Consider the following 20,295-nt stretch of genomic DNA (forward strand, 5'->3'; position numbering starts at 1 on the left):
CAGCGACTTTACATAAAGTCGTTGCTCTTTTTTAGTGTCATCTTTTCATTTGAAGAGGCCTGAAAGTCCTCAAACAATGCGAAAATCTGCGTTCGCTTTTTTATCTCCAGCTTAATAAAAATGTTGTGGACATGCGTTTTGACCGTTCCTAATGAGAGGAAGAGCTGATCGGCGATCTCCTGATTGGTATGATGGAACAGCAGCAATTCAAAAATTTCTGTTTCCCTTTGCGTGAATTGGTGAGCATGGCAAAATCTTTGGATCAGAATCGATTGTTCTTGTTCTTCTGGTGACGTTTCTCCATCTACTTGACGCTCCTTCAAGAAGAAGTGCAGCAGTAACAGACAAACGATGATAGAAAAAATATCTTCTGAGAGGCTCCGATTATTGATTTTCGTAGCAAGCGAGCTATATTGATCAACATTGAAGATGACGAAGCTGTCCTCGATCACGATTAAGATGCTAAATAGGATATTAATGATCGCGAGTTTCTTTAAATAGCCTTTGTTTAAGTCAGGAAGCTCTTTCTTTGTGCCGCGCCAGCAATAAAAGCCTAAATAGAAGAGAAACACTTGATTCCCCAAATAATAAAGCCAGACTTTAAAGGCTGAGTTGGGCATTAATGGCGTGGTGATCATCCATACTGCTAAGATGATTAATAAACCATAATGGAGTGTTTTCAGTTTTTCTTTTCGTAATTCCGCAATAATTGAGACAGAGAAAAAGGCATTTCCCATGAAAATGATGGTCTTGACAGCAGGTGCACTCATAAACGCTTGGTCATAGCTCTGAGCGAAGGAGTTGATGAACTCGGTCATATAAATAATGATATTGTCAAAAATGAAGAAGGCCAAATAGAGACTGATCAGCAAAAACAGCTTGTTCTTTTCTTTTAGATAGGAATTTATTGCAAACGCCATAGTGATGGAATATAGAATGATCAAAAGAATATTATAAACGAAGATAGCTATCATATTGAATCCCCTTTCATTTTAGAATCAAAAATCTCATTTCTCAACTTAAGTATAACATCATTTATTCTCTCTTCGTGTCAAAATACGCTAAACTTTTACCTAAACTTTTCTAAACCCTTGAAAAATAAAAGGTTTACATCCAAAAATAAACCAGCTTAAAACAGGTGATAAGCTAAATGATAGCGTTTACATCCTTTAGCTTATCGTAAACTTGGGATTTTATCTCTAAAGTATGGGATGTAAAGCAAACAAATTACTTAGGAGGCGTCAACATGGCAAAGAGAGATTTTATTACAACAGAAAATTACACGAAGGAGGAGATTCAGTACATCGTTGATTTATCATTGAAAATCAAAGCTTCTATTAAGAACGGTTTTTATCCGCCATTATTAAAAGATAAAGTGTTAGGCATGATCTTCCAACAATCTTCTACGAGAACTCGAGTTTCATTTGAAACAGCGATGACGCAATTAGGCGGACACGCTGAATATCTAGCACCAGGACAAATCCAATTAGGCGGACACGAAACGATTGAAGATACAAGTCGTGTACTTTCTCGATTAGTCGATATTTTAATGGCACGTGTAGAACGTCATCATAGTGTCTATGACTTGGCAAACAATGCGACGATTCCAGTCATTAACGGTATGTCCGATTTTAATCACCCAACACAGGAATTAGGCGATCTTTGTACAATGATCGAGCATTTACCTGAAGGCAAAAAAATCGAGGACTGCAAAGTTTCCTTCATTGGCGATGCGACACAAGTATGTTTCTCATTAGGTTTAGTCGCAACGAAAATGGGCATGGAATTTGTACAATTTGGTCCAGAAGGGTTCCAATTGAATGAAGACCATCGTGCAAGATTAGATGCCATTTGCAAAGAATCTGGCGGTTCATATACTGTCTCTGATCAAATCGAGGTTATTGAAGGGTCAGACTTCGTTTATACCGATGTATGGTATGGATTATATGAAGCAGAACTATCAGAAGAAGAGCGCATGAGCACGTTCTATCCAAAATATCAAGTAAATGACGAGTTGATGGCTCGTGCCGGCAAAGATGCGAAATTCATGCATTGCTTACCTGCAACTCGAGGAGAAGAAGTAACCGATGAAGTGATGGATGGACCAAATTCAATTTGTTTCGATGAAGCAGAAAATCGCTTGACTTCGATTCGCGGCTTGCTGGTGTACTTGATGCACGATTATGCAGAGAAGAACCCAATTGATGAAAAGAAAAAAGCAGCAGCCAAAGCAGACTTGGAAGTCTTTTTAGGCAAAGCACTATAGACTCAGAGGTGAGGACGGAAATGATCTGCAGCTTTATGTAAAAATCATCAAGATTATTTCCATTCGGGGATTGAGGCGATCCTCAATCCCTGTTTCTACCGGAAAGGAAGAAAAAATGGAAGAAAAAAAGAAAAAATTTAGTTTGATGAGTGCAATATTATCCGTTATCTGTGTCGTATTCGTGGCAGAGGCAGCGGCGCCGGTTGCGGCGATCGGGAATTCCCAGTTTTTTTGGTGGATTTTCCTACTGATCGCGTTCCTTTTACCCTATGGTTTGATTTCTTCAGAATTAGGGACTACGTATATTGGTGATGGTGGGATTTATGACTGGGTGACTCAAGCGTTCGGGCATCGTTGGGGGTCGCGGGTATCTTGGTACTATTGGATTAACTATCCGCTATGGCTAGCTTCACTAGCTGTTGTTTGCCCAGATTTATTAACAACAATCACAGGGATTGAATTTTCAACTCTACCAGCTATTTTGATTGAGTTGGTCTTTATTTGGGTCATTGTTTGGATTAGCTTTTATCCAGTAGCTGACAGTGTATGGATTTTAAATGGTGCGGCAGTGATTAAGATGCTGTTGGCGATCTTAATCGGGGCATTAGGACTATATACATTTGCTACAAAAGGCGCGGCGAATGAGTTTACCTTGTCTTCGATGCTGCCAAGTTTTGATCTGAACAGCTTATCCTTTATTTCGGTTATCATTTTTAACTTATTAGGTTTTGAGGTTATTTGTACCTTTGCGGATGATATGGAAAATCCTAAGAAACAAATTCCGCAATCAATTATCGCTGGTGGTTTAGTGATTGCGGCGATCTATATCTTCTCAGCATTCGGGATCGGTGTGGCGATTCCAACGGATCAAATCAGTACCGGTAGCGGCTTGATGGACAGCTTCAAGCTATTGACGGGGTCAACTGGCGGTTGGTTCATTATTGCGATGGCCTTCCTGTTCTTACTGACGTTGTTCGGTAACATGATTTCGTGGTCCTTAGGGGTTAACAATACCGCTTGTTACGCAGCTGAAAATGGCGATATGCCAAAAATTTTCGCGAAACGTGGCGGAAAAGATGAGATGCCAATTGGTGCGGCAATTATGAATGGAGTGGTTGCTTCAGTTGTCGTTGTGATTGCACCGATTTTACCGAATCAAGATTTATTCTGGGCATTCTTCTCATTGAACCTCGTAATGTTCTTAATGTCCTATGTACCAGTTTTTCCAGCATTTTACAAATTACGTCAAATTGATCCAGATACACCACGACCATTCAGAGTGGGCGGAAGCGATGGTTTCTTGAAGCTTTTGGTTGCATTACCAATGATTATGATCGTGATTTCATTGATCTTTACCGCATTGCCGTTGCAATTTGATGCTGAAACGTTAAGTCAACAACTACCGATTACGATCGGAGCTGTCGTCTTCACACTCTTTGGTGAAGCGATTATATGGGTGAAAAAAATCAAGAAAAAAGGAGTAATTTACAATGGCGAAGAGAATCGAAAAGACAACACCGAAACAAGACGGGTTTAGAATGCCTGGCGAATACGAACCACAGGAAAAGGTTTGGATGATTTGGCCGGAGCGTCCAGATAACTGGCGTGATGGTGGCAAGCCAGCACAGGAAGCCTTCACAGAGGTAGCAAAAGCGATCAGCAAATTCACACCGATGAATGTGGTGGTTTCTCAGCAGCAATTCCAAAACTGTCGTCGTCAATTACCGGAAGAGATTACGGTCTATGAAATGTCCAACAACGATGCCTGGATTCGTGACTGTGGTCCGAGCTTTGTCATTAACGGCAAAGGAGAATTACGTGGGAACGACTGGGGCTTCAATGCTTGGGGCGGTCTTGTCGACGGCTTGTACTTCCCATGGGATCAAGATGATTTAGTGGCACAAAAAATTTGTGAAATTGAACATGTGGATTCTTATCGCACAGATGATTTCATTTTAGAAGGCGGTTCTTTCCACGTAGATGGAGAAGGTACGGTGTTAACGACGGAAATGTGTCTGCTAAGTGAAGGGCGCAATCCTCACATGAGTAAAGAAGAGATCGAACAAAAATTATGCGATTATTTGAACTGTGAAAAGGTTCTTTGGTTGGGTGATGGGATCGATCCAGAGGAAACAAATGGGCATGTGGATGACGTTGCCTGCTTTGTTCGACCAGGTGAAGTGGCATGTATCTATACAGAAGATGAAAACAGTCCATTTTATGAAGCCGCTCAGGATGCATACAAACGTCTAAATGAAATGACAGATGCTAAAGGCCGCAAGCTAAAAGTTCACAAGATTTGCTGCCCAATCGAAACAGTGACAATTGACGGCAATTTCAAGATTGACTATGTAGAAGGAACGATGCCGCGTGAAGACGGCGACATCTGTATCGCTTCTTACATGAACTTCTTGATCACCAACAATGGAGTAATCGTGCCGCAATATGGAGACAAAAACGATGCTCTCGCATTAGAACAATTAGAAATGATTTTCCCAGATAAAGAAATTGTGGGTGTAAATACAGTTGAGATCGTCTACGGCGGCGGAAACATTCACTGTATTACGCAGCAGCAGCCACAAAGATAGGAGAGACCCATGTCAAAAATCGTTATCGCATTGGGCGGAAACGCATTAGGAAATTCTGCCAATGAACAATTAACCAAAGCTGAATTAGCGGCAAAATCCATCGCGGATCTGATCACAGCAGGACATCATGTGGTCATCGCTCATGGGAATGGCCCACAGGTCGGCAAAATCCGCTTGGCCTTTGAGGAAACCAGCCAAAAACCAGAGGATACGATGCCGTTTCCAGAATGTACAGCGATGAGTCAAGGCTATATTGGCTATCACCTGCAACAGGCGATTGATGAAGAATTGGTGTCACGAGGAATGGCAGACATTCCGGTAGTGTCCATGCTGACGCAGGTGGTAGTAGATCCAAATGATCCAGCATTCTCTAATCCGACAAAACCGATTGGAGGCTATTACAGCGAAGAAGAAGCCAAAAAACTGATGGACGAAACGGAGGATGTCTATGTAGAGGATGCGGGAAGAGGCTGGCGCCGTGTAGTGCCGTCACCAAAACCTGTCGATATCTACGAAAAAGTCAGTCTGCAAACCCTCGTCGACGCGGGGCAAGTCGTGATCGCCTGTGGTGGAGGAGGCATTCCGGTAGTATATGAAGGTACCCGATATAAAGGCGTCGATGCAGTCATCGACAAAGATTTCGCGGCAGCGAAAATGGCGGCACTGATCGATGCGGATGTGTTCATTATCTTAACTGCGGTAGATCATGTCTTCGTCAATTTCGGCAAGCCAGAACAGAAAGCACTAGAAACAACTAGTGTAGCGGATATGCAGAAATATATCGAAGAAAAACAATTCGCTCCAGGCAGTATGCTGCCGAAAGTCGAAGCCGCTATCGACTTCGCTGAATCAAAAGCCGGTCGACAAGCCATTATAGCTTCTCTAGAACAAGCGTCAGAAGCAGTGAAGGGCAATAGTGGAACGACGGTACAAATGTAAAGAATCAAAGCTCGTATGCTTGGTAAATATCACCCAGTATACGAGTTTTTTTACAAAATAATTGAACCGGTTCAATTATTTTTCAAAACCTATTGTAATTATTGAAATCGTTTGCTATTATTTTTTTTGAACCGGTTCAAAAAAGAAAATAGTTAGGAGTTTTATTATGAATCTCGTAGATAAGCTGTCTGAGAAATTATTGCCGATTGTGTCAAAAATCAATAATCAGCGTCATCTTCTGGCCATTCGTGATGCCTTTATTATTACGATGCCGTTAGTAATGGCCGCATCCTTCATGGTCTTATTGAATGCCTTAATTTTTTCGAATGCCGCCGTACAGAAAATAGTTGATTTGAGTTTTTTGTCAGAATTGGCTGTCATTGTTAACAATGGGACAATGAGTATTTTAGCGATCATCGTTTGTTACAATATTGGTGTGAATCTAGCAAATTTTTATGTTCAATCAAAAGCGATTGATGATCCAGCCTTCAATTCTGTTCACGCTGGGGTATTAAGCTTAGCGACTATGTTTATTTTAATGCCTGTAAATACCTTAGTGACTCTTGCTGATGGTGCTACAGCTGAAGTTGGAGGCGTCTTCTCACAAGCCTTAACCTCTAGTTCCGGCTTAGCAACTGCAATGATCTGCGCATTAGTGAGCACCGAGCTGTTTGTTCGGTTCGCAAAATTCAAAAAGCTGAAAATAAAAATGCCAGATGGTGTTCCTCCAGCAGTTGCAACGTCATTCAACTCTTTGGTTCCAGAAGTACTCGTTGTGTTGATTTTTGGACTGTTCGTTTTTGTATTGAAGAAAGCGACGGGGTTAAATGTTCCCGATTTGATCAATTTAGCCATTCAAACGCCATTAAAAGGATTTGTACTATCTGTACCAGGAATGCTGTTCATTCAATTCTTTTCTGATTTTCTTTGGGTATTTGGAATGCACGGCTCTAGTATCTTGGCACCAATCAAGCAAGCACCGATGCTGCAGTCAATCGAAGAAAATATGCTGGCCTTTCAAAATCATCAGGATATCCCAAATATTATTACCGAGCCCTTTGCCAATGCTTTTGGCTTGATTGGCGGAGGCGGCTGTATTCTTCCTTTAGTTATTGCTATTCTTTGGGTATCTCGCAGAAAGGATCAACGTCAAGTAGCGAAGCTTGGATTGACTACCTGCATGTTCAATATTACAGAACCAGTGATGTTCGGCCTGCCAGTCGTGATGAATCCAATCTTTATGATTCCTTGTGCGATTATCCCGTCTATTAATTTGATTATCGCCTATTTTGCTACAAGTATCGGTTTAGTAGGAAAAACAGTGGCAGCAGCACCGTGGATCACACCACCGGTGATTCAGTCCTTTATCGCAACAGGTGGAAATATCATGGCGAGTGTTTTGACAATACTACTAATCGTATTGGATGTTTTCTTATTTATGCCTTTTGTGATCGCATCAAATAAGGAAGCTCAATTGAGAGGAGAAGAATTGCTTGAGTAAGTATCCGTACCAAGATCCAGCCCTGCCTATTAAAGAACGTGTGGCGGATCTGTTAAGCCGAATGAGTATAGAAGAAAAAGCGGGTCAGGTGAATCAACACCTGTATGGCTGGGAATGCTATGAAAAGAAGGCGAATGGACAGGTCTCGTTAACAGACAAATTCAAAGCACATGTAGAATGGGGCGGAGGATTGGGGGCCTTATACGGCCTGTTTCGTGCCGACCCATGGTCAAAGGTAGGATTTGAAAATGGGATAGCTGCAGCAGATAGCTGGAAGCTTGCCAACCAAGTACAAGAATATGTGATCAATCATTCCCGCTGGAAAATCCCGGCTCTACTCGTGGAAGAATGTCCTCATGGTCACCAAGGACTAGAGGGAACGTCTTATCCAACCAATATCGGACGCGGAAACAGCTTCAATACAGAGCTTACGAAAAAATCCAGTCAGTTAATGGCACAGGAGCTTGCAGCTAAAGGTGTTCACCTAGCACTTGTATCGACGTTGGATTTAGTGAAGGACCCACGCTGGGGACGATCGGAAGAATGCTTTGGAGAAGATCCGATACTAGCCGCAAAAATGAGCGAAGCGGTAGTTGCAGGTTTTCAAGGGGATTTAATCACAGATGAAAAAAGCTATCTCGATCTTACCGTTGATGAAATCAATCGACAACCGGATCAAATCGGAGTGGTATTAAAGCATTGTATTGCACAAGGAGAGGCGCTAGGGGGACATAACTCTGGAACTGTGACGCTTGGAAGAAGAGAATTTCAAGACGTGTACTTTCCCTTACTAGCAAGTACAAGAAATGCCGTAGGAGTAATGGCAGCCTACAACGATGTGGACGGTGTTCCTTGTCATATCAATAGGCAATTGTTCCAAAACATCCTGCGTAAGCAGTTGGGCTATCAGGGAATCGTCATGGCTGACGGAATTGCGCTAGATCGATTACAGGATGTTTTTTCTGACAAGGTAACCAGTGCCAATGCTGCATTGCAGGCTGGTGTTGACTTGAGTTTGTGGGACGAAACATATTTGCAGATCGCTGATGGAGTAAAAGCAAAAAAAATTACGGAATCGGCTCTTGATGCCGCCTGTGCCCGCGTTTTAGGTATCAAGTTTCTATTAGGGTTATTCGAGCAGCCGTTTGTAAAGGATCCTAGCCAGAAACTGACGAAAGTACTCAGTGCTGCAAAAAAAATCAATGCTCAGGCTGCTGAAGAATCATTGACGCTGCTAAAAAACAATGGTCTTCTTCCACTGGATCGGTCTATAAGAAAATTAGCTGTAATAGGTCCAAACGCAGATAGTGTCTATGCGCTATTAGGCGATTATTCAGCACCGCAGTCGTCAGAAATGGCTGAGAAAACAATCTATCAACAAGTGAAACAGGCATTTTCTGAATCAGAAGTTGTTTACGCAGAAGGCTGTGAGGTGCGCAACAAGGAGAACCAGCACGAAAAAATTGAAGAAGCGATAAAAGTCTGTCGAGGCGCAGATACGATTCTCATTGTTTTGGGCGGATCTAGCGCACGGAATTTCGATATGGAATTTTTAAACAATGGCGCTGTTTCTTCTAAAGGAATTAACATGGATTCTGGCGAAAATGTAGATGTGGCTTCCTTGTCTTTGGGTGGGGAGCAGTTAACGTTACTAAGAAAGCTAAAAGAAATAGGAATACCAATTGTAACTGTGATGATCCAGGGCAGAACCTATGATCTTCAAGAGGTTCAACAGCTTTCTGACGCTGTTTTAGTTGGGTGGTTTCCTGGTCAAGAAGGAGGAGGCGCTATTGCTCGAACCTTGCTGGGTATCAACAATCCTAGTGGTCGCTTAAGCGTCAGCTATCCACTGAATTCAGAACAATTGCCCGTTTATTACTATCAACGAGCGGCTTCAAAAAAAGACGATTATTATGATGAGCCGGGGGCACCTCTACATGCGTTTGGCTATGGATTGAGTTACACGAGTTTTTCCTATGAGAACTTGCATGTCACCCCAGAGTCTGACAAAATAATTATAAGTCTTACTGTCAAAAATGACGGAGAAATTGCTGGGAAAGAATCGGTGCTCGTGTTTGTTCGTTTACTGGGTGGAGCCGTGATTCAACGACACAAGCTGTTGAAGGAATTTATCAAGGTAGAATTGGCACCGAATGAGTCAACAGAGGTAACCTTTAGTGTTCCTTTAGAGGCGCTTTGCTTTACAGATTTCGATGGAAACTATAAGCAGGCGGAGAGCTGTCGAATTATGGTGCAGGAGCTATCGCAGGAAGTGTCGCTTACTAGCTGATTCTCTTTGTCTAGTTAACTTTTCAGACAGTAACAATAGCAGAACAGGAAAGGAATCGATCAGATGTCATCTATTCGAAAAGTTGCTGAGTTGGCGGGTGTTTCATTAGGAAGTGTCTCGCGCTATCTTAATGGTCATCAGCTGAAAGAACAAAATATGAAAAAAATTGCTGCTGCCATCAAGGAGCTGGATTACAAGGAAAATATCATTGCTAAAGGGCTTAAGAACAATCGCAGTTTTTCTGTCGGCCTTTTGATGAATAGCATATCCAGTCAATTTGGTGCTGAAATTGTCAGTGCGATTGAAGGTGTGATGGAGCAAAATGGTTATTCTGTTTTGTTAAGCGGGTTCAAGGGTGACGTTTCTCTGGTTGATCAAAAAATTGATTATCTTGTCCAGCATGCGGTGGATGGGTTGATTGTGTTTATGTCAGAACAAGATTGGGACGGAATGGAGCGCTTAGCCGAGCTGCCGATTCCTGTACTGACTATAAACAGTCCAATTCAGCTGCCGGGCGTGGATCGTGTACAGGTAGCGGACCGAAAAAGCGTCCATGAAGTAGTAGAGCATCTTATTCAGGAAGGCCATACAAAGATTGGCCTTTTAGCGGCCCCGCAAAATGATTATGTGGCAAGGGAACGCTTATCGGGAGCGAAAGAGGCAATTGCGAATCATCCTGAGGTGTCATTAGAAATTGAATATGGCGATTATTCTCGGATCAGCGGGTATCGAGGCGGAAAGAAATTGATCGCTAAAGAGATAACGGCCCTGATAGTGACCAACTACAATATGATGACGGGAGTCCTTGAGTATCTGTCCTCAGTCTCATCCGATCAAAGGGAGCTGGTCTTGGCTCACTATGACTATACGAGTGAGATGGCTGCGCTGTTGGAGAATCGGATTGTGATCAAAGCACCTACTAAGCTGATTGGTCAACGCGCTGCACAGCTGCTGCTAGATCGAATGAATGAAGACGCGGAGGCAGGGAAAGAAGAAATTATTGAGAATGAGATTTTTGGACTGTAATTGCCCGTTCTTAACCTATCTAAACAGAGAATATATCGCAGCGATTCATAAATAGATGAGTCGCTGTTTTTATGAACAGAAGCAATCGAAAAACGTAAACTTATTAAAAAGGGGAGTTATTTATGCATCAATTTCCAAAAGATTTTTTATGGGGAGCAGCGACAAGCGCACCGCAATCAGAAGGAGCTGCGTTGAAGGATGGGAAAAGTCCTTCGACTTGGGATAAATGGTTTGAAATGGAGCCAGAGGCCTTTTATGATCAGGTCGGACCAGAAAATACGTCAAACCTTTATGAAATGTATCGGGAAGAAGTCGCCAATATGAAGGCAATGAACCTGAATTCTTATCGGACATCAATTGCTTGGACACGATTACTGCCAGATGGGAAGACCTTAAATCCCAAAGCTGTTTCCTTTTATCGTGCCTATTTTCAAGCGCTTATTGATAATGGGATCGAGCCGATAATCAATCTATTTCATTTCGATATGCCTTGGTGGTTGATGGAGAAGGGCGGCTGGGAAGTTAGAGAATCTGCGGATTCTTTTGCCTACTATGCTAGTGTGGCTTTTGAGCAGTTTGGTGATATTGTAAAAAAATGGGCGACATTCAATGAACCGCTGGTGCATATTGAATGCGGGTATTATGGGGATGCTCATTGGCCGAGAGTGCGAGATTTTAAGCGTGCTTTGCAAGTAGGGTACCATACGATGCTGGCTCATGCGAAAGCGGTAGAGGCTTTCCGAAAAGCCGCCCTCAAGGATGGGAAGATAGGGATTATCTTGAATTTATCGCCGGTTTATCCTAAAAGTGAGTCACCAGAGGATAGGGAAGCCGCTAAATGGGCAGATCATCTGTGTATTCGAAGCTTTTTAGATTGCGCTGTTAAGGGCAGTTTCTCTGAGGAATTTGTAGATATGTTGAAAACTTCAGACTTATTGCCTAAGACAAACGAGGGGGATAAGCAGCTCTTTTCAAAAAATACCGTTGACTTCATTGGCTGTAATTATTATCAGCCATTACGCGTACAAGCTGTATCAAAAGAGATGAAAGCAACAATAGAAGGACCGCAGGATCTGTATCAAGGGTATGATTGGCCTGAAAAACAGATTAATCCTCATCGAGGGTGGGAAATTTATCCAAAGGGCATCTACGACATCGCGATGCGGCTGAAAAATGATTATAGTGAAATTCCGTGGTATATCTCTGAAAATGGCATGGGTGTCTCTCAAGAGGAGGTCTTTGAAAATGAAGAAGGGATCATCCAAGATGACTACCGTATCGAATTTATAAAAGACCATTTAGTAGAATTGCATCGAGCGATCACAGAAGGCGCCAATTGCTTTGGTTATCATTTATGGACATTTTCCGATTGCTGGAGCTGGTTGAATGCCTTCAAGAATCGTTATGGTTTTTACCGAGTTGAACTAGAAGAAGAGTATAAGCGAGTGCCTAAAAAGTCCAGCTTCTGGATGGCAGAAACAATCCAAAGAAACGGTTTTGAGAACGTGGAACGCTAAAAAGAGAAAACTCCTGAATACTTGGCAACAATCGTCCAAGTATTCAGGAGTTTTTTGTCTATATAATCAATGTTTGCAATATCTTCTCAATGTCTCGCTGAATCAAGCTCTGCATGCTTTCTTTATAGTGATCGAGGGTCAAATTTTCTAGCTTGTGGCGAATGTGGGGAATTGTTTTGGGCTTTGCCTTAGCTAAATAGGTCAAATAGGGAATACATTGACGTACGACTGGGGCTTTAGAATCGTCCAAAACGCCTAAAATATCTTCCAAGTGTTTCTCGATGACGCCTTGCGTATCCCAGCGGGCATTGATCATAAAGAATTTGAAGGTGCGTCCTCGCCCACACGAAGCTTCCGTTTTAAGGGCAGGTAGAAATTGTTCCAGCTTATCCGCGAAAATGGGTTCGTTCAGACATTCTGTTTGCAATTGATTGAACTTAGCCAAGGCTTCTTTCGTATCCTTTGCGGTTAAGAGTGCATAAACTTTTTCCATCGACTTCAGTCCTTTCTCCTAGTATAAGTAGAGTAAAACAGTCGCCGATTTGGCGACTGTTTCTTTAATCTTTTTCCTCTTCAAGCTGTTTCTTTAGCTCATTGATCCGCTTATCAAGGTCCTTGCTTTGATTTTTTGTCTCATTGATTTGATCCTTGACCGTGTTGATGGCAGAATCACGAGCAGCCTTTTCGTGGGCGTACTCGGCTTCTTTGTTACGATAGACACTGGTGTATTGCTCTGAAAGAGTGCCGCCAGAAGGCTCGACTTGCTGAACCAGGGCGAAGACCTCTTGTGCATATTGATCAAAGGTTTGCCAATTATCCTGTGTATCGGTCACGATGATTTCAAATTGATTCAACGTATCGATTCGCTCAGAAATCAATTGGTTGCTAAAGGTGGAGGCTTCTTCCACCATTGGTGTGCTCAGCTTCGCTGCTGTTAGCTCATTGGCCTTTTGCTTAGCTAAGGTATCAATGTTGGTCGTGGCTGTCTGCAGCGCATTTTTCCGTGTCGCCAATACCTGTTTGGTTTGACTGGAACGGGTAACTAGCTGACCGCCGGATTTTTGTACCGAAGACGGCATCTGAAAATCAACATCTTCTTTGCCATTATTCAGAAGATCCATTGTTTGCTTAAAGATTTCTTTTGTTGCTTGTCCTACGCTGGTGTTGTCCTGTGGCTGAGGCGTGTCATCACCGGCCCAGACCGCTACTGTGTAGTAAGGGGTCGCTCCGACGGTCCACAGATCCTTCGCTTCATCCGTCGTTCCCGTTTTGACAGCCCAATATTGATTATGAGCCAAGGTTAATCCAGCAGCGGTTCCGTCAGCGTTCTGATGAACAGCTTTCATCGTATCAATGGTCAAGTACGCCGCATCATCGCTGTAAACCTTTTGTTGAGCGATGTCATTTTGCGAGAAGATTTCCTGCCCTGTGTCTTTGCGCTTGATCGTTTGGATATTTATGGGTGCGCGGTAATTTCCTTGGTTTACTAATGTTGCGATACCACTGGCCATTTCTTGCGTGGTCGCCCCATAGGTCATTCCGCCCACTGCGATGATTGGGTTATCGTCTTCCACATCGAGTCCGGTAAATTGCATTTGCGCCAATGGCTGATACACCGGTTCCTTCAATTCATTCCGGTTTTCATCAGCCAGTTTATAGGCGACGACGTTGGAGGAAATCGCCAAGGCATTGCGTAATGTCAGGTTTCCTTTCGAACTGTTGTATACATTGTTTGGATACGTATTATTTGGTCGATCATCCGAAACGGCACTGCTTTCTAACAACCCCCGTTCGTAGGCGGGAGCATAGGAGACCAACGGCTTAATCGCCGATCCCGGCTGACGATAGGAGAGAAAGGCTCGATTATAGTGGTTGCCTTCTTCACCGCGACCGCCAATACTTGCCACCACGTCTCCTGTCTGATTGTCAATGACTGTCATAGCCGCCTGTTTAGTGTAAAAATTATTTTCCCCATTTTGATCCTGCCAAGCATTCATGACGTTGCTGACGATCCCTTGCAATTGATCATGCAAAGCGGGGTCAATGTTGGTACTGATTTGATAACCGCCGGAAAGAATTCGCTGATATACTTTGTTGTACGCAGATTTGTACTCTTCGTTGTAGCGATCCTCTTCTTCTTTGGAATCAAATTGGTATTGGAAACGGAAGTCCTGCTGTCCCATCAAAATCTTGGTGGCATTGTCCACTGCCAAAGCGACTTCGTTATTGTCTAGCTGATTGTTCAACGCGTTGCTGTGGATTTTCGCCGAAATATCATCCGCCACAGCCTTGTCGTATTGATCTTTAGTGATGTAGCCTTGCTGATTCATTTGTTTAAGAATTAGCTTCGCCCGTTTTAACGCATTTTTCTTATTGGTCGTAGGATCGAAAATTCCCGGGTTATTGGTGATCCCTACAAGCGTTGCTTTTTCCAGCAGGCTGGTATCATTGATGGACTTACCAAAATAGACCTTTGCCGCAGCATTAATCCCATAGGCACCATGACCGAAGTACACATTGTTCAAATAATATTCTAGAATTTGGTGTTTGGTGAAGCGTTTTTCTAGTGCTTGGGCCATCACCATTTCTTCGATCTTCCGTGAAATAGAAACCTCCGGCGTTAAGTAAATATTTTTTACTAGCTGCTGAGTGATGGTAGAGGCCCCACGGACACCGCGTCCAGTCGCTGCATTTATCCCAACGGTCAATAGCCCTTGGGTATCTACCCCGTGGTGGTCGTAAAATCGTTTATCCTCGATAGAAATCAATGCTTGAGAGACGAGAGGGTCCATCTTGTCATAGGTGATGTAGTCCCGTTCTTGGGTCTTTAATTCCTTGAGAACCTGCCCATTTTTATCCAAAATCGTCGTTGGATGGTATTGCTTAAAGTCACTTTCTTGGATTTTCGCCGCATGTTCTTCCCCAGCATCAATCGCCGCTGTGACTTCTTTTCCATATTTTTGGAAGAAGAAAATGGTCCCTGCGACCACTACTAAGAGCATCGCCGCTAAAATACTCAAGGAGATTTTTGTGGACCGGGATAGTTTTCCCCGTTCCGTCTTTTTCCTCGTGGGTTTTATTCTCTTTTCTTTTTTTTGTTGATGTCGTTCTTGTCTGTTTGCCATATCCGCCTATCCTTAAAAAATCATTTCCTCTAGTGTAATAGAAAATGACGAGAATAACTATCATATTCATATTTTTCCAAGAAAAAATTTAGATTATTTCATAAAAATAGGCTGAATTTCACTAGAAATACTTGACGCTTGCTTAATTTGTCGCCACAATGTAAAGGAGATGAGGTGACCTATGGAGACAAAGAAAAAATGGTTGATCTTTTGGGGGATTCTGGCCGCTTTGTTTGTTGGGACATTTGGGATCGTTTTAAGCGGCAATTTTCCGCAATTCACGATACCCTTTAGTGTTTTTGCCAGCGATGACAAGGTAAAGAAAAAGGAAGAACTACCGAAGTTAAACGTATTGGCGTTGAAGGATGTCAACGATCAGTCATTATTAGAAGAACAAACGGAGAAAATCGATGCATTGAATAAGGCATTTGAAGACAATAACAGCTTTTCAAGCTCTCAAGCGATGGCTGACGCGATAGAAAAAGTCTACGGGAAGGCGAAAGACGGGAAGAACATCTTTAACCTTTATCGTAAAATTTATCCGATGGTGAGTTCGGAGGAAAGCGGCTTTGTCAGTGTCAGTTTAGTTGGATTTGGGCAGCGTCTTGTAGACGATCAGACGATGACGACGCAGCGACAGGTTTGGAGCTTTACCGATACTAGCGGTTCGCGTCACGATTACACCATTAACATACGTTATAACCAAAAGGAGCTGAACGAATTAACCGCTGAAGACGGCAGCGAGGTAAAGTCGGTCATCACCAAAGAGGATACTTATTTAGATAAGTCGGCAGATTTTGAAACGGCATGGACGGAACTGGTACGACGCGGAACAGATACTCAGCTTTACCGTCAAATGCAAAAAGCGGGAATGGACAGCAATCAGACAGAATTCAAAGCGTTGGAAAAAAGCATCAATGTGACGGATCAAAATGGGTTCTTTGATTTATTCAAGGATACTCGGGGAGATATTGCTCATGCGTATCTTTCTGGTTTTTATCATACGAATACACCCACAGATGGGCAATCGGATTATTACTTCCGAGTACCTACTTCTGAAAAGGACGTGGCTACCTTTGTAGTCGTCTATGATCGCCTACAACAAAAAATTGTTTCTATTAATAAGCAGTAATTATGGGAAGTGAAGTGACCCCAAAAAGTTAGACTTATTTCGGAGTAGAGAAATCTACTCCGTTTTTTGTTTGTTAACATGGCAATTACGCCGCTTTCTGTGCAGCTTTTCGAAATTGAACAGGGCTTTTCCAATTCAATTTCTGTTTCATCCGGTGATTGTTGTAGTAATAGATATAGTCATCAATCGCCGTTTTTAGTTCATCAAAACTGTGATAGGTTTCCCCATGAAAGATTTCTTGTTTTAGAAGACTGAAGAAGTTCTCCATGATTGAATTATCTAAACAATTTCCTTTGCGAGACATACTTTGAAAGATTTTCTGTTTCTTTAGTTTTTGCCGATAGGACTTCATTTGATAAGCCCAACCTTGATCAGAATGGAAGGTGCGACGATAGGGGCAATCAGCCGTGATCGCGATCGCTTCTTCTAAACCTTCCATAATTGCCAAGGCATTCGGCTTTTCTGAAATGCGGTACGAAAGAATCTCGCTATTATACATGTCCATGAACGGGTCTAGGTATAACTTTCTTTGTCGGATCACGCCTTTGGTATCTATTTCAAAATACTTGAATTCTGTTGTATCTGTCGTAATTTTTTGATGACAAATACTCGTATAAAAATGACGACGAATCCGGTTTTTCGCCACTTTTCCAATCTTTCCTCGATAAGAATTATAGCGACGTGATTTACGTGTGTAGGAACGGACTTCGATCCCTAGCTTTCGAATCAAACGTTGAACTTTCTTTTTATTGACATGAAATCCGCGATTTTTTAGTTCATTCGTCATTCGTAAACAGCCATAATTTTTATGTTCTTTACGAATACGAAGCATTTCGGCTTCGATTCCTTGATCGGGATTGTCTCTGTCAAATCGTTTTTGCCAGTACATAAACGTCGCTTTAGGAAAGTTTAACGTCTCAAGAAGCTCAACTAATTTGAATGATCCTCGGAGGCTGTTGATGATTCGTGCGATTGATTCGTTCGTCTTTGTTGGGCTTCCTGTTTTCGCAGCTTCCTCAGCTCTTTTAAAAAGGCATTCTCAATCTGAAGGGAACGCACTTGTTTTTCTAATTCTTTAATACGGTCTCGTTCTTCCGGTGTTGACTCAATTGAACGCTTCTTTTTCTGTTCTTTTTTCTCAGCCAAGGTAGATGGACGTCCTTTCGTTTTTGTGAGTCCATCGATACCATCATCCCGAAATTTTCTCATCCAACTGGCAATGAGAGACGGATTATTCATTTTAAGTACATTGGCAATTTCACGATAAGACAGCTCACTAGTTTGATATAACTCTATCGCATCCAACTTAAATTGAACAGAATAATTCGCATTTTTACGTTTTCTGAGAAGACCTTCTTCGCCAAATTCCCGGTAGGAATTCACCCAATCTAGTATTTGTTTCCTATCCTTAACCGAATGTATCTTTGCTAAATAGCTATAACCTCCTTTCCCATCTAAGTATTCTTGAACGACTTTCAATTTGAATTCAAAACTATATTTAGCCATAAAAAGTACCGACCTCCAAGAGTTAGATTTTGGTCTAACTTTTGGGGGTCGGCTCAAAGACCATCCATGTGGATGGTCTTATTTTTTAGGATAAAACCGTAAAAAGCAATCATAATATTAAATATATTATAAAATATATGGTGTTTCGCAAAAATATTTCGTCATAATCCAAATATTTTTTTTGAATTTTGAGAGATTATAGAAATATATCACAATTATTGTTATATTTTGTTTAACAGGAAAATTACCCAAAGATCACATTTCTTAGAGGCGGGGAAACATGAGAGAGCAATTCCTGTAATCCAACAGATTTGTTGGTATGCTTTTTACTTGATGGGGGGTGGTATATGAGACGTGCTTCTGTTTTTGGCCAAAAACAAACTCCGAAAAAAATCGACTACTGTCTTCCTTTTGAAGGCAGTGGTTTCAATCGTTAGGGTAGGTTTATTTGTTGTGCATTTTTGCATAGGGCAAAGAACGAAAAGGAGAGCGAAATGAAAAGAAAAGGGTTAATGAAAAAGTTAAAGGGGATCATGTCGTTGGTAACGCTGTTGATTATGACAGTGTCTTCGTTAGGGATACCAGCACAAGTTTTTGCAGCAGATGAGGGAAACGTTCCTGCGAATCTGACAGTCAAACATAATGATACGCAGAAATGGACAGTAATTCAGTTCGATAAAGTCGAAGATGCCGACAGCTATAAGATTTATCGAGCAGAAGAGCAAGATGGAAATTTTGAACATATTCAAACACTGAAGAGTGATACTACCTATGCGGTCGATCCTTATACGGAGCTGAAGACCGATGGGACTCTGAAGGCTGATTATCTTTACTACTATAAAGTGTCAGCTGTTGTCGAGGGTAAGGAACAAGAAGCTGCTGGTCCAGTAGCTAATCAAGACGTTGCCACAAAAGCTAGTGATGATCAAATCGAAGAAGCCGCAGCAGCACCTTCAGTAGTAACTGAAGAAAAAGCAGAAGAAGTGACAGAAGAAACAACAGAAGAACAAACAGCTGCTGTGCAAACATACAGCTCATCTAGACACGACAAAGACTGTGATACTAAGCACAGCAGTAGAAAAAAATGTAACTCGAACAACTGGAAACACGGCGACTACTGCGACAAGAAACATAGTGGTAAAAAATGTAATGAGAAAAACTGGAAGCATGGCGACTATTGTGATAAGAAGCATAGCGGACACGGCTGTAACGAAAACAAATGGCAGCATGGGAAAGATTGCGACAAAAACCATAGCGGTCACAACTGTAACGAAAACAACTGGAAGCATGGAAAAGACTGCGATGAAAAGCATAGCGGCCACAACTGCAACCATAACTGGAAGCATGACGAAGATTGCGATAAAAAGCATGACGGAAAAGAATGTAACCAAAATAACTACAAAGAAAAATGGGATGCAGTGAAAAATGTCTGTGTAACTGAAACACAGCACCATTGGTTGAAGCTAAGCTGGGAATCAAAAGGCAGCGATGCAGAATACAAAATCTTCCGCGCGACAAAAAAATGCAACGACTATAATTCAAAAGACTTTAAAGAAATCGCTACGGTAAAAGGACAAACCACGTATAATGATACCAAGTTGAATCACAATACGACTTATTGCTATAAGGTAATGGTAAAACGTCCGAAAATTTGCCCATACACGATCGAAACAGTGAGCAGTTCGAATGTCGGTAAATTTACTATTTGCGGAACGACATTGAACCCATCGATCAAAGCAACCGCCGTTTCTGATAAGGCGATCAAAGTAACATGGACAAATACGAAGAGTGACAATGCGTCAACACGTTACGCAACAAGCTATACATTGTACCGCAGTACAACAAACAACATCAACAAAGCAACTGCGATTACAGTTGCCGGCAAACAAGACGGCTCTGAAATGAGCTACACAGATGATTGCTTGAACCAATGCACGACCTACTACTACTGGGTTAAGGCAAATTATGGTCAATGGAGCAACTGGGTGAGTCCGCAATGGGGACCAAGCTGTGCGACAACCTTGAAGAAAAAAGATATTGGTACGGACTTGAAGGGCTGTGTTAAGAATTACCTTAAATGCGGTTGCATTCCAACTCGCTACTATGGGGCACAAATCTTCTTAGGAACGAAGAAACCAACAGATTATACAAAAGTTCGTGTGTATCGTCGGACGAGCTCAGGAAAATATACCTCTGCTTACAAAACGATTGATGTTCGCTATGCGAAATATATGAATGGTTCATTTGGTAAAGGTTACTACTTGGATTACACATTAAGCAAAGTGTGCCTATCTAGAGGAACGTACTATTTTGCAATTCAAGCTGTTGGCTATGATGGCGGAAAAGAAATCACCGGACCAATGAAAGAAATTGGCTGTGCATATGTAAAATGGTAAGCCGACCAA

General features: G+C 42.1%; 14 protein-coding genes. 10 read left to right on the top strand and 4 right to left on the bottom strand.

From position 1 onward, the window contains the following. Nucleotides 1-8 precede the first annotated feature (8 nt). Nucleotides 9-974 (bottom strand): helix-turn-helix domain-containing protein, encoded by a 966-nt coding sequence (locus J9537_RS19405; RefSeq protein ID WP_028021130.1) that lies wholly within the window; start codon nt 972-974, stop codon nt 9-11. A gap of 272 nt (nt 975-1,246) precedes the next feature. Here J9537_RS19405 and ptcA point away from each other — a divergent pair, with 272 nt between their 5' ends. The 8 genes from ptcA to J9537_RS19445 all read left to right on the top strand — a co-directional run bounded on the left by ptcA (nt 1,247) and on the right by J9537_RS19445 (nt 12,127). Further along, entirely contained in the window at nt 1,247-2,266 is a 1,020-nt protein-coding gene (gene ptcA, locus J9537_RS19410) for a putrescine carbamoyltransferase (RefSeq protein WP_028021129.1), read from the top strand. Between the two features lie 115 nt (nt 2,267-2,381). Continuing rightward, a complete protein-coding gene (locus tag J9537_RS19415) occupies nt 2,382-3,803 on the top strand; it encodes an APC family permease (RefSeq protein WP_028021128.1) in 1,422 nt (473 codons plus the stop codon). Beyond that, nucleotides 3,757-4,854, top strand: a complete 1,098-nt coding sequence (aguA, locus tag J9537_RS19420) for an agmatine deiminase (RefSeq protein WP_028021127.1) — start codon at nt 3,757-3,759, stop codon at nt 4,852-4,854. The genes J9537_RS19415 and aguA overlap by 47 nt, the downstream gene beginning before the upstream one ends. A gap of 9 nt (nt 4,855-4,863) precedes the next feature. Then, nucleotides 4,864-5,793 carry a carbamate kinase gene (gene arcC / locus J9537_RS19425; RefSeq protein ID WP_028021126.1) on the top strand — a complete coding sequence of 310 codons (930 nt, stop codon included), beginning with the start codon at nt 4,864-4,866 and terminating at the stop codon, nt 5,791-5,793. A 166-nt stretch (nt 5,794-5,959) separates the two neighbouring features. Continuing rightward, nucleotides 5,960-7,294, top strand: coding sequence for a PTS sugar transporter subunit IIC (locus J9537_RS19430; RefSeq protein ID WP_028021125.1), 1,335 nt, complete (start codon nt 5,960-5,962; stop codon nt 7,292-7,294). Continuing rightward, nucleotides 7,287-9,584: a glycoside hydrolase family 3 N-terminal domain-containing protein gene (locus J9537_RS19435; RefSeq protein ID WP_218257453.1), complete on the top strand. Its 2,298-nt coding sequence runs from the start codon at nt 7,287-7,289 to the stop codon at nt 9,582-9,584. The genes J9537_RS19430 and J9537_RS19435 overlap by 8 nt, the downstream gene beginning before the upstream one ends. Before the next feature lie 63 nt (nt 9,585-9,647). Continuing rightward, nucleotides 9,648-10,610: a LacI family DNA-binding transcriptional regulator gene (locus tag J9537_RS19440; RefSeq protein WP_218257454.1), complete on the top strand. Its 963-nt coding sequence runs from the start codon at nt 9,648-9,650 to the stop codon at nt 10,608-10,610. Between the two features lie 122 nt (nt 10,611-10,732). Beyond that, on the top strand, nt 10,733-12,127 hold the full coding sequence (locus J9537_RS19445; protein ID WP_028021123.1) for a glycoside hydrolase family 1 protein: 1,395 nt from the start codon (nt 10,733-10,735) through the stop codon (nt 12,125-12,127). Between the two features lie 58 nt (nt 12,128-12,185). Here the strand turns inward: J9537_RS19445 and J9537_RS19450 are convergent, their stop codons facing one another. Together J9537_RS19450 and J9537_RS19455 are read right to left on the bottom strand one after the other, a co-directional pair. After that, nucleotides 12,186-12,620 (bottom strand): hypothetical protein, encoded by a 435-nt coding sequence (locus J9537_RS19450; protein WP_028021122.1) that lies wholly within the window; start codon nt 12,618-12,620, stop codon nt 12,186-12,188. A gap of 64 nt (nt 12,621-12,684) precedes the next feature. Next, entirely contained in the window at nt 12,685-15,252 is a 2,568-nt protein-coding gene (locus J9537_RS19455) for a transglycosylase domain-containing protein (RefSeq protein ID WP_028021121.1), read from the bottom strand. 181 nt (nt 15,253-15,433) lie between these two features. On the opposite strand from J9537_RS19455, the gene J9537_RS19460 reads away from it, so the two are divergent. Beyond that, nucleotides 15,434-16,384, top strand: a complete 951-nt coding sequence (locus J9537_RS19460; RefSeq protein ID WP_028021120.1) for a hypothetical protein — start codon at nt 15,434-15,436, stop codon at nt 16,382-16,384. Nucleotides 16,385-16,469: 85 nt separating this feature from the next. On the opposite strand, the gene J9537_RS19465 is transcribed toward J9537_RS19460, so the two are convergent. Further along, nucleotides 16,470-17,890 (bottom strand): IS3 family transposase gene (locus J9537_RS19465; RefSeq protein ID WP_376713219.1). Its coding sequence is split into 2 segments (ribosomal slippage): nt 16,470-17,413 and nt 17,413-17,890, totalling 1,422 coding nucleotides; the frame shifts between segments, so codons are not numbered across the junction. A 494-nt stretch (nt 17,891-18,384) separates the two neighbouring features. Between J9537_RS19465 and J9537_RS19470 the strand changes: the two genes are divergently transcribed. Then, nucleotides 18,385-20,286, top strand: a complete 1,902-nt coding sequence (locus J9537_RS19470; protein WP_218257455.1) for a fibronectin type III domain-containing protein — start codon at nt 18,385-18,387, stop codon at nt 20,284-20,286. The last annotated feature ends 9 nt before the right edge of the window (nt 20,287-20,295 follow it).

It is taken from the genome of Enterococcus raffinosus (genome assembly GCF_019175485.1).
GTDB lineage: Bacteria > Bacillota > Bacilli > Lactobacillales > Enterococcaceae > Enterococcus_A > Enterococcus_A raffinosus.

Excerpts from the sequence above, each read along its gene's own strand:
- J9537_RS19405 (WP_028021130.1), bottom strand. The coding sequence starts at position 974 with ATGATAGCTATCTTCGTTTATAATATTCTTTTGATCATTCTATATTCC.
- ptcA (WP_028021129.1), top strand. The coding sequence starts at position 1,247 with ATGGCAAAGAGAGATTTTATTACAACAGAAAATTACACGAAGGAGGAG.
- J9537_RS19415 (WP_028021128.1), top strand. The coding sequence starts at position 2,382 with ATGGAAGAAAAAAAGAAAAAATTTAGTTTGATGAGTGCAATATTATCC.
- aguA (WP_028021127.1), top strand. The coding sequence starts at position 3,757 with ATGGCGAAGAGAATCGAAAAGACAACACCGAAACAAGACGGGTTTAGA.
- arcC (WP_028021126.1), top strand. The coding sequence starts at position 4,864 with ATGTCAAAAATCGTTATCGCATTGGGCGGAAACGCATTAGGAAATTCT.
- J9537_RS19430 (WP_028021125.1), top strand. The coding sequence starts at position 5,960 with ATGAATCTCGTAGATAAGCTGTCTGAGAAATTATTGCCGATTGTGTCA.
- J9537_RS19440 (WP_218257454.1), top strand. The coding sequence starts at position 9,648 with ATGTCATCTATTCGAAAAGTTGCTGAGTTGGCGGGTGTTTCATTAGGA.
- J9537_RS19445 (WP_028021123.1), top strand. The coding sequence starts at position 10,733 with ATGCATCAATTTCCAAAAGATTTTTTATGGGGAGCAGCGACAAGCGCA.
- J9537_RS19450 (WP_028021122.1), bottom strand. The coding sequence starts at position 12,620 with ATGGAAAAAGTTTATGCACTCTTAACCGCAAAGGATACGAAAGAAGCC.
- J9537_RS19455 (WP_028021121.1), bottom strand. The coding sequence starts at position 15,252 with ATGGCAAACAGACAAGAACGACATCAACAAAAAAAAGAAAAGAGAATA.
- J9537_RS19460 (WP_028021120.1), top strand. The coding sequence starts at position 15,434 with ATGGAGACAAAGAAAAAATGGTTGATCTTTTGGGGGATTCTGGCCGCT.
- J9537_RS19470 (WP_218257455.1), top strand. The coding sequence starts at position 18,385 with ATGAAAAGAAAAGGGTTAATGAAAAAGTTAAAGGGGATCATGTCGTTG.